The sequence below is a fragment of the Streptomyces sp. URMC 129 genome, from assembly GCF_051386415.1.
In the GTDB taxonomy this organism is placed as follows: Bacteria; Actinomycetota; Actinomycetes; order Streptomycetales; family Streptomycetaceae; genus Streptomyces.
In genome coordinates this window covers 1-9,975 of sequence record NZ_JBPQTQ010000171.1, presented here as the reverse complement: position 1 = coordinate 9,975, position 9,975 = coordinate 1, and the positions used below count along the sequence as shown (strand labels likewise).

Sequence of the window (9,975 nt, the reverse complement as noted above, 5' to 3'; positions counted from 1 at the left end):
CCGGGGTGGGGGTGGTCGTTCGTGGCCGGGCCGAGGCTGTCGACCAGGCGGAGGAGTTCCATCGGGAGGGGGAAGATCAGGGTCGAGTTCCGCTCGCTGGCGATCTCCGTCATCGTGGACAGGATCCGCAGGTGCATCGAGGCGGGGTGCTGTTCGAGGCGTTCGGCGGCGTCCGCCAGGGTTTCGGCGGCCTCGTACTCGCCCTTGGCGTGGATGACCTTGGCCCGCCGGTCGCGTTCGGCCTCGGCCTGGCGGGCCATCGCGCGGCGCATGGTCTCGGGCAGTTCGACGTCCTTGATCTCGACCAGGGTGACCTTGACGCCCCACGGGTTGGTGACGTCGTCGATGATCTGCTGGAGCCGCTGGTTGATCTCGTCCCGGTTGATCAGCAGCTCGTCCAGGTCCACCTGGCCGAGGATGCTGCGCAGCGTGGTCTGGGCGATCTGCGAGGTGCCCTTGATGTGGTTCTCGATGGCGACCACCGAGCGGTTGGGGTCGACCACGTTGAAGTACGTCACCGCGTTGACGCGGACCGTCACGTTGTCCTTGGTGATGACGTCCTGCGGCGGGATGTCCATGGTGACGGTCCGCAGGGAGACGCGGACCATGCGGTCCACGAGAGGGATGATGAAGAACAGGCCCGGTCCCCTGGCGCCGGTGATCCGGCCGAGGCGGAAGACCACGCCGCGCTCGTACTCGGGGACGACCTTGACGGCCGCCGGGGCGAACAGCAGCAGGACGCCCGCGACGACGGCGGCCGTGATGATCAGGGCTGTCATGGGGATTCCTCCTCGGTCACGCCCCCCGCGTTCTCGGCGTCCTCGACCAGGAGGTCCAGTCCCTCCTGGCCCACGACGCGGACCCGCCGCCCCTCCCTGACCGGGGCGTCCCGGCCGCGCACGGTCCACCAGGCGCCCTCCAGCAGCACCTGACCGGTGCCGCCCCGGGCGCGCCGTACCACGGCCTCGCGGCCGACGAGCGCCTCGCGGCCGGTGGTGGGCCGGGTGAGGAAGGCGCGCCGGGTGAGGCGGCCCGCGCGCAGCAGACCGGCGGCGACCGCCGCGAGGGCTGCGGCGACGAGCACGACGAGCGCGGCGATCGTGAGCGTGTCCACCACGCCGGCGACGGACGGCTCGATCGCCCACCATATGTATGGCTTTGCGCCCATGTGCCCATACTGCCGGAGTTCCCCGCTCACGGCGCCCCGGACCGGGACGCGGCGTCAGCGCGCGACCCGCTCGCCGGCCCGCCAGACGTCGCGGACCAGGGGGACGCCGGGGCGGTAGGCGAGGTGGACGTGGCTCGGCGCGTCGAGGAGGACCAGGTCGGCGCGGGCGCCCGGGGCCAGGCGGCCGACGTCGGTCCGGCGCAGGGCGCGGGCACCGCCCGCCGTCGCCGCGTGCACCGCCTCGTCGGGGGTGAGGCCCATCTCGCGGACCGCGACGGCGACGCAGAACGGCATGGAGGTGGTGAACGACGACCCCGGGTTGCAGTCGGTGGACAGGGCCACCGGAACGCCCGCGTCGACCAGGCGGCGGGCGTCCGGGTAGGGCGCGCGGGTGGAGAACTCGGCGCCGGGCAGCAGGGTCGCCACGGTGGTGCCGGCGGCGGCCAGGGCGTCGATGTCGGCGTCGGTGAGGTGGGTGCAGTGGTCGGCGGAGGCGGCGCCCAGTTCGACGGCGAGCCGCACCCCCGGGCCGTGGGAGAGCTGGTTGGCGTGGACGCGGGGCGTCAGGCCGCGCGCGGCACCGGCCGTCAGGACCGCCCGCGCCTGGTCCTCGTCGAAGGCGCCGCGCTCCACGAAGACGTCGATCCACCGCGCGTGCGGCGCGCAGGCGTCCAGCATCGGCCCGGTGACGAGCGCGACGTATCCGGCCGGGTCACCGGCGTACTCGGGGGCGACGACGTGGGCGCCGAGGAACGTGGTCTCGTCGGTGTGGGCGGCGGCCACGCGCAGGGCGCGGGCCTCGTCCCGGACGGTGAGGCCGTAGCCGGACTTGGTCTCGATGGTGGTGGTCCCCTGGAGCAGCGCCTCGCGCACCAGGCGCGCGGCCGTCGCCGCGAGTTCGGCGTCGGAGGCGGCGCGGGTGGCGGCGACGGTGGTGCGGATGCCGCCGGCCCGGTAGGGGCGGCCGGACATGCGGGCGGTGAACTCCTCGGTCCGGTCGCCCGCGAAGACCAGATGCGCGTGGGAGTCGACGAATCCGGGGATCACGGCCCGTCCGGCGGCGTCCACCCGGATGTCGGCGGCGGGCGCCGCGCGGGACGGCCCGACCCAGGCGACGCGGCCCGCGTCCAGGACGACGGCCGCGTCCGTGACGATCCCGAGCGGACCGCCGGTGCCGAGGGCCGGGTCGTTGGTGACGAGCGAGCCGATGTCCGTGACGACGGTCGCGCCGGTGCTCAGCGGCATGCGAGGCCCTCCAGCACATCGGCGAGGGCGGTGACCCCGGCCAGGCAGTCGTCCTCGCGCGCCGACTCGGCGGGCGCGTGGGAGACACCCGTGGGGTTGCGCACGAACAGCAGGGCGGTGGGCACGGCCGCCGCCAGGACGCCCGCGTCGTGCCCGGCCCCGGTGGGCAGGACCGGGACCCCGCCGAGGAGCCCGGCGACCCGGTCGCGCAGGCCGCCGTCGAACTCGGTGACGGGGGTGAACGATTCGCGGGTGACGCGGACGTCCACGCCGTCGCGCGCCCCGCGTTCGGCGGCCATGCGCGCGATCTCCGCGACGACGGCGGCCAGTCCGGCCTCCTCGGGGGCGCGGGCGTCGAGCCAGCCCCGCACCAGGGACGCGATGGCGTTGACGCCGTTGGGCTCGACGGCGACCTTGCCGAAGGTGGCCAGCGCCCCGGCGACGCGGGCCCGTTTGCGGGCGGCGAGCACGGTGTGGGCGTAGGTGAGCATCGGGTCGCGGCGGTCCTCGACGCGGGTGGTCCCGGCGTGGTTGGCCTCGCCGTGGAAGTCGAACCGCCAGCGGCCGTGCGGCCAGATGGCGGAGGCGACGCCGACCGGATCGCCGGTCACGTCGAGGTGGCGGCCCTGCTCGATGTGGAGTTCGACGAACGTCCCGATGCGGGCCAGGCGTCCGGGATCGGGGCCGAGCGACTCCGGGTCGTTCCCGGCGCGTTCCATGGCCCGGGCCAGGGAGACCCCGTCGGCGTCCCGCAGTTCCCTGGCGCGCTCGGGGGCGAGCTGCCCGGTGGTCAGCCGCGATCCGGCGCAGGCCACGCCGAAGCGGGCGCCCTCCTCGTCGGCGAAGGCGGCGACGGCCAGCGGCCTGGTGGGCGTCGCGGAGCGCGCGCGCAGCTCGTCCAGCGCGGCGAACGCGGAGACGACGCCGAGGGGACCGTCGAACGCGCCGCCGCCGGGCACCGAGTCGAGGTGCGAGCCGGTGACCACGGCGTCCCCGGCGGCCGGATCGCCCAGCCAGGCCCACTGGTTGCCGTTGCGGTCCACCTCGTACGCCAGCCCGCGCGCCCGGGCCGCCTCGCGGAACCAGGCGCGGCAGTCGGCGTCCGCGCCGGTCCAGGCGAACCGCCGGTACCCGCCGGAGGCGGTGTCGCGGCCGACGGGCAGCAGGTCGCGCCACAGCTCCAGGAAGGTGCCCGCGCCGCCCGCCGTCACGGCGTCTCCCGCATCGGGACCCGGACGCCGCGCTCGGCGGCGACGGCCCCGGCCGCCTCGTAGCCGGCGTCCACGTGCCGGATGACGCCCGTGCCGGGGTCGTTGGTCAGCACGCGGCGGATCTTCTCGGCGGCGAGCGGGGTGCCGTCCGCGACCGTGACCTGCCCGGCGTGGACCGACCGGCCGATGCCGACGCCGCCGCCGTGGTGGATGGAGACCCAGGTGGCGCCGGAGGCCACGTTGACCATGGCGTTCAGCAGCGGCCAGTCCGCGATGGCGTCGGAGCCGTCCCGCATGCCCTCGGTCTCCCGGTAGGGGGAGGCGACCGAGCCGCAGTCCAGGTGGTCGCGGCCGATGACGACCGGGGCTCTGAGCGTGCCGTCGGCGACCATCGCGTTGAACCGCTCCCCCGCCCGGTCGCGCTCGCCCAGGCCGAGCCAGCAGATGCGGGCGGGCAGGCCCTGGAAGCGGACGCGTTCCCCGGCCAGGCGGATCCACCGGGCCAGCGGCTCGTTGTCCGGGAACAGGTCCAGGACCGCCCGGTCGGTGGCGGCGATGTCGGCCGGGTCGCCGGACAGCGCGGCCCACCGGAAGGGGCCCCTGCCCTCGCAGAACAGCGGCCTGATGTACGCCGGGACGAAGCCGGGGAACGCGAACGCCCGCTCGTAGCCCGCGAGCCGGGCCTCGCCGCGGATCGAGTTGCCGTAGTCGAAGACCTCCGCGCCCGCGTCCTGGAACCCGACCATCGCCGCCACGTGCCGGGCCATCGACTCCCGGGCCCGCGCGGTGAAGTCGGCGGGCTGCTCGCGGGCGTAGGCGGCCATGTCGGCGAAGTCGACGCCCAGCGGCAGGTAGGACAGCGGGTCGTGGGCGGAGGTCTGGTCGGTGACGATGTCGACGGGCGCGCCCATGGCCAGCAGGCGGGGCACGATGTCGGCGGCGTTGCCCAGCACGCCGATGGACAGCGGCCGGCGGGCGTCGCGCGCCTCGCCGGCCAGCCGCAGCGCCTCCGCCAGCGAACCGGCCCGGGTGTCCAGGTAGCGGTGGGCGACGCGGCGTTCGATGGCGCGCGGGTCGCAGTCCACGCAGAGCGCCACGCCGCCGTTCATCGTCACGGCCAGCGGCTGCGCCCCGCCCATCCCGCCCAGCCCGGCGGTCAGCGTGACGGTCCCGGCCAGTGAGCCGCCGAACCGCTTGGCGGCGACGGCGGCGAACGTCTCGTAGGTGCCCTGGAGGATGCCCTGGGTGCCGATGTAGATCCACGAACCGGCCGTCATCTGCCCGTACATGGTCAGGCCCAGCGCCTCCAGCCGCCGGAACTCCTCCCAGGTGGCCCAGTCCCCCACCAGGTTGGAGTTGGCGATCAGCACCCTCGGCGCCCACTCGTGGGTGGTCATCACCCCCACCGGCCGCCCGGACTGCACGAGCATCGTCTCGTCCGCCCCCAGCCCGCGCAGCGTGCGCACCATGGCGTCGAACGACGCCCAGTCGCGCGCCGCCTTCCCGGTGCCGCCGTAGACGACCAGGTCGTCCGGGTGCTCGGCCACCTCCGGGTCGAGGTTGTTCTGCAGCATCCGCAGCGCCGCCTCCTGCGGCCAGCCGCGGGCCGTGAGGCCGGGGCCGCGCGGGGCGCGGACAGGGCGTGCACCGTCCATGGGATTCCTTTCGTGCGGGAGGTCCGGCTCGTGCGGGGGGCTCAGCGGAGCGGGCCGGTGACCGACTCGGCCGCGGCGAGGGCCTCGCCGGAGGCCGTGTACGCCACGGCGGCCTCGATCTCGGGCGCGAGGTACCGGTCGGGGCCCGGCCCCGGGACCCGCTTGCGCAGTCCGTCGCGGACGGCCGCGGTGGCCGGGGCCGCCGCCAGGGGCGCGCGCAGGTCGAGGCCCCGGGCGGCGGTGAGGAGTTCGACGGCGATCACCCGTTCGAGGCCGTCGACGGCGCGGCGCAGCTTGCGCGCGGCCGACCAGCCCAGGGAGACGTGGTCCTCCTGCATGGCGCTGGAGGGGAGGGAGTCGACGGAGGCCGGGACGGCCAGCCGCTTCAGCTCGGAGACGATGGCGGCCTGGGTGTACTGGGCGATCATGTGGCCGGAGTCCACACCGGGGTCGTCGGCGAGGAAGGCGCTCAGGCCGTGGTTGCGCGCCACGTCGAGGAACCGGTCGGTGCGCCGCTCGGAGACGGAGGCGACGTCGGCGGCGGAGATGGCGAGGAAGTCCAGGACGGCGGCGACGGGCGCGCCGTGGAAGTTGCCGTTGCTCTCCACCCGGCCGTCCGGGGTGACCACGGGGTTGTCGATGGCGGCGGCGAGTTCGCGGGAGGCCACCAGCTCGGCGTGGCCCAGGGTGTCCCGGGCGGCGCCGTGCACCTGGGGCGCGCAGCGCAGCGAGTAGGCGTCCTGGACACGGGTGCACTCCGGGCCGCGGTGGCTGGCCATGATGCCCGAACCGGCCAGCAGGGCACGGAGGTTGGCCGCGCTGTCGGCCTGCCCCGGATGCGGCCGGAGGGCCTGGAGGTCGGCGGCGAACACGGCGTCGGTGCCGAGCAGCGCCTCGACGCTCAGCGCCGCGGCGATGTCGGCGGTGCGCAGCAGCAGCCGCAGGTCGTGGCAGGCGAGCACCAGCATGCCGAGCATGCCGTCGGTGCCGTTGATGAGGGCCAGGCCCTCCTTCTCGCGGAGGGTGACCGGCTCGATCCCGGCCTCGGCCAGGGCCCGCGCGGCGGGGCGGAGCGCCCCGCCGGCGTCGCGGACCTCGCCCTCGCCGATGAGCGCGAGGGCGCAGTGCGCGAGCGGCGCGAGGTCGCCGGAGCAGCCCAGCGAGCCGTATTCGCGCACCACGGGCGTGATGCCCGCGTTGAGCAGCGCCGCGTAGGCGCGGGCGGTGACCGGCCGGACGCCGGTGCGGCCGGTGGCCAGGGTGGACAGGCGCAGCAGCATGAGGGCGCGGACGACCTCGCGCTCGACCTCGGGTCCCGAGCCGGCGGCGTGGGAGCGGATGAGGCTCCGCTGGAGCCGGGTGCGCAGCGGGGCCGGGATGTACCGGGTGGCGAGGGCGCCGAATCCGGTGGAGACGCCGTAGTGGGGGCGGTTGTCGGCGGCGAGTTCCTCGATCACCGCGTGGCCGCGGGCGATCTCGTCCTCCGCCTCGGCGGAGAGGACGACGGGGGCTCCGTGCCGGGCCACGGCGGCCACGGCGGCGGTGGACAGGGGGCCGGGTCCGACGACGACGGGGTTCATGTCTCCATGAAGCCCCGGTCCGGGGGCGGGATCCAGCACCCGGGGGCGTTTTCCGTCCGGGATCCCGGACAGGTGCCTTGTTACGCTCGCCGCGTGTCGACCGTTCCGGCCGCGGCGCAGGTCCTGGCCGTCCTCCGGTATCTCGCGCGGCAGGCCGCGCCCGTCCCGGCCGCCGCCGTCAGCCGCGACGTGGGGCTGCCCCGTTCGACGACGTACCACCTGCTGAACACGCTGATCGACGCGGGCTTCGTGGTGCACCTGCCCGAGGAGCACCGGTACGGCCTGGGCGTCAGCGCCTTCGAGCTGGGTTCCGGCTACACCCGGCAGGCGCCGTTCGAACGGCTGGCCCGCGCGCCCCTGGCGGCGCTGGTGGACCGCACCGGCCACAACGCGCACCTGGCCGTGCCGCACGGGCGCGAGGTGCTGTACGTCATCGAGGAACGGGCCCCGGGCCGCCCGCCGCTGGTGACGGAGGCCGGGGTCCGGCTGCCCGCGCACCTGACGGCCAGCGGGCGCGCGATGCTGGCGCTGCTGCCGCGGGAGCAGGTGCGGGCGCTGTTCCCGGACGCGTCGGCCTTCGTGCGGCGGACGGAGGCGGGCCCGCGGTCGCCGACGGCGCTGCGCGACGTCCTGGCCGGGGTGCGGCGGCGCGGCTGGGCGGTGGAGAACGGCGAGGTGACCGCGGGGTTCTCGTCGGTCGCGGCGGCGGTGACGGACCACACCGGGCGGCCGGTCGCGGGCGTGGCCGTGACCTTCGCGGACGCCGACGCGGACCCGGCGGAACGGGTGCGGATCGCGCGCCGGGTGCTGGCCACCGCCCGTGAGCTGACGCGCCGGGCGGGCGGCCGTCCGGCCGGGGTCAGCGGGGCGCCGGGCCGACCAGGTCGCCCAGCACGTCCTCCATCGTGACGAAGCCGAGCAGCGTGCCCTTGTCACTGGTGACGGCGGCCAGGTGGGTGCTCGCGGCCCGCATGGCGGTGAGGGCGTCGTCGAGCGGGGTCTCCGGCCGGATGCGGATGACCGGGTGGAGGGCGTCGCGGGGGAACGGCCGGTCGCGGGCCGGCGCGCCGAGGGCGTCCTTCACATGCAGGAAGCCGAGCACGGTCGTGCCGGGGCCGGTGACGGGGAAGCGGGAGTAGCCGGAGGAGGCGGAAACCCGCTCCAGCTGCCGGGGCGTGACGCGGTGGTCGACCATGGTCATCCGGCCGACGGGGACGACGATCTCGGCGGCGGTCCGGGTGCCGAGCGCCAGGGCGTCCCGCAGCCGCTCGCTCTCGGCGGCCTCCAGGAGCCCGGCGTCGCTGGAGTCCTTGACGATGCGGGCGAGTTCGTCGTCGGTGAAGACGGAGGCGACCTCGTCCCTGGGTTCCACGCGCAGCAGCCGCAGCAGGACGTTGGCGAAGGCGTTGATGCCGAAGACGACCGGCCGCAGCGCGCGGGTGACCGCCACCAGCGCCGGGCCGAGGGCGAGGGCGGTGCGCTCGGGGGCGGCCAGCGCGATGTTCTTGGGCACCATCTCCCCGATGAGCATGTGGAGATAGGTGGCCAGGGACAGCGCGAGGGCGAAGGCGATCGGGTGGATCAGCGCGCCCGGGACGCCCGCGGCGTCGAAGCCGGGCTCCAGCAGGTGGGCCACGGCGGGCTCGGCGACGGCGCCGAGCACCAGCGAGGAGACGGTGATGCCCAGCTGGGCGGTGGCCAGCATGGGCGAGAGGTGGCGCAGCGCCCACAGCACGGTGCGGGCGCGCCGTTCGCCGGCGTCGGCGCGCGGCTCGATCTGGTCGCGGCGCACGGCGATGAGGGCGAACTCGGCGCCGACGAAGAAGGCGTTGGTGAGCAGGGTCAGCGCCCCGAGGGCGAGCTGGAAGGCCGTCATGGTCGGTCCCGGTGGTGGGGGCGGTCGGAGGGGTCGGGGGCGGGCGAGCCGGGCGCGGTGATCCGGACGCGTTCCGCGCGGTGGCGGGCGGTGGCCAGGACGGTCAGCCGCCAGCCCGCCACGCCGACGGTGTCGCCGGCCGCGGGTATCCGGGCGAGCGCGGTGGCCAGCAGCCCGGCGACCGTCTCGTACGGTCCGTCGGGCGCGGCCAGCCCGAGGGCGGCGAGCCGGTCGACGCGGACGCCGCCGTCGGCCTCCCAGGTGCCGGGCCCGGCCGGGGCCAGGTCGGGCGCGGCGGCGGGGTCGTGCTCGTCGCGGACCTCGCCGACGACCTCCTCGACGATGTCCTCCAGGGTCACCACCCCGGCGGTGCCGCCGTACTCGTCGACCACCACGGCCAGCGCCCCGCCGCCGCGCAGCCGTTCCAGCAACCGGTCCACCGGCACGGTGCCGGGCACGAGCAGCGGCTCGGTCATCACCTCGGAGACGGGGGTGACGGTCCGCGTCCGGTGGCTGAGGGCGAGGACGTCCTTGATGTGGACGACGCCCACCACGTCGTCCAGGCCGTCGCGGTGGACGGGGAACCGGGACAGCCCGGTGGCCAGCGTCAGGTTGGCCGCGTCGGCGGCCGTGGCGTCGGCCGCCAGCGCGTGCACGTCCACCCGCGGCGTCATCACGCTCTGCGCGGTCAGCTCCCCCAGGTGCAGGGTGCGCACGAACAGCTCCGCGGAGTCCGGCGGCAGCACGCCCTCGGCCGCCGAGCGGCGGGCCAGCGCGACCAGTTCCTGCGGGGTGCGGGCGGACGCCAGCTCCTCGGCCGGCTCCAGGCCCAGCCGCCGGACCAATCGGTTGGCGGTGTCGTTGAGGTGGCGGATGAACGGGGCGAACGCGGCGGTGAAGCCGCGCTGCGGGCCGGCGACGACGCGGGCGACGGCCAGGGGGCGGGAGATCGCCCAGTTCTTCGGGACCAGCTCCCCGACCACCATCAGCAGCACCGTGGAGAGCGCCACACCGAGGGCGACGGCCACGGAGGACGCCGCGCCGCCGGGGAGCCCGGCCGCCCGGAGCGGTCCGCGCAGCAGCCCGGCCAGCGACGGCTCGGCGAGCATGCCGATCACCAGGGAGGTGACCGTGATGCCCAACTGTGCGCCGGAGAGCTGGAACGTCAGCGCGCGCACGCCCGCCAGCGCCCCCGCGGCGCTTCTGTCGCCCGCGGACGCGGCCCGTTCCAGCTCGCCGC

General features: G+C 75.9%; 9 protein-coding genes. 1 reads left to right on the top strand and 8 read right to left on the bottom strand.

Going from position 1 to position 9,975, the window contains the following annotated elements; genetic code table 11:
• The 6 genes from ACSNOC_RS25450 to hutH form a co-directional block, all read right to left on the bottom strand.
• The coding region (locus ACSNOC_RS25450; protein ID WP_436749915.1) for a slipin family protein at positions 1–779 on the bottom strand (779 nt) is incomplete at its 3' end.
• Positions 776–1,168 carry an NfeD family protein gene (locus ACSNOC_RS25445; protein ID WP_436749914.1) on the bottom strand — a complete coding sequence of 131 codons (393 nt, stop codon included), beginning with the start codon at positions 1,166–1,168 and terminating at the stop codon, positions 776–778. The genes ACSNOC_RS25445 and ACSNOC_RS25450, both read right to left, overlap by 4 nt.
• 54 nt (positions 1,169–1,222) lie before the next feature.
• On the bottom strand, positions 1,223–2,413 hold the full coding sequence (hutI, locus tag ACSNOC_RS25440; protein ID WP_436749913.1) for an imidazolonepropionase: 1,191 nt from the start codon (positions 2,411–2,413) through the stop codon (positions 1,223–1,225).
• A complete protein-coding gene (locus ACSNOC_RS25435; protein WP_436749912.1) occupies positions 2,404–3,624 on the bottom strand; it encodes an allantoate amidohydrolase in 1,221 nt (406 codons plus the stop codon). The genes hutI and ACSNOC_RS25435 overlap by 10 nt, the downstream gene beginning before the upstream one ends.
• Entirely contained in the window at positions 3,621–5,279 is a 1,659-nt protein-coding gene (gene hutU, locus ACSNOC_RS25430; protein WP_436749911.1) for a urocanate hydratase, read from the bottom strand. The genes ACSNOC_RS25435 and hutU overlap by 4 nt, the downstream gene beginning before the upstream one ends.
• Before the next feature lie 41 nt (positions 5,280–5,320).
• The gene (gene hutH / locus ACSNOC_RS25425) at positions 5,321–6,859 is read right to left on the bottom strand and encodes a histidine ammonia-lyase (protein WP_436749910.1); all 1,539 of its coding nucleotides are present in this window, start codon (positions 6,857–6,859) and stop codon (positions 5,321–5,323) included.
• 93 nt (positions 6,860–6,952) lie between these two features.
• On the opposite strand from hutH, the gene ACSNOC_RS25420 reads away from it, so the two are divergent.
• Positions 6,953–7,768 (top strand): IclR family transcriptional regulator, encoded by an 816-nt coding sequence (locus tag ACSNOC_RS25420; protein WP_436749909.1) that lies wholly within the window; start codon positions 6,953–6,955, stop codon positions 7,766–7,768.
• Here the strand turns inward: ACSNOC_RS25420 and ACSNOC_RS25415 are convergent.
• Both ACSNOC_RS25415 and ACSNOC_RS25410 read right to left on the bottom strand, forming a co-directional pair.
• The gene (locus tag ACSNOC_RS25415; protein ID WP_436749908.1) at positions 7,719–8,735 is read right to left on the bottom strand and encodes a hemolysin family protein; all 1,017 of its coding nucleotides are present in this window, start codon (positions 8,733–8,735) and stop codon (positions 7,719–7,721) included. The genes ACSNOC_RS25420 and ACSNOC_RS25415 overlap by 50 nt on opposite strands.
• The coding region (locus tag ACSNOC_RS25410) for a hemolysin family protein (RefSeq protein WP_436749907.1) at positions 8,732–9,975 on the bottom strand (1,244 nt) is incomplete at its 5' end. The genes ACSNOC_RS25415 and ACSNOC_RS25410, both read right to left, overlap by 4 nt.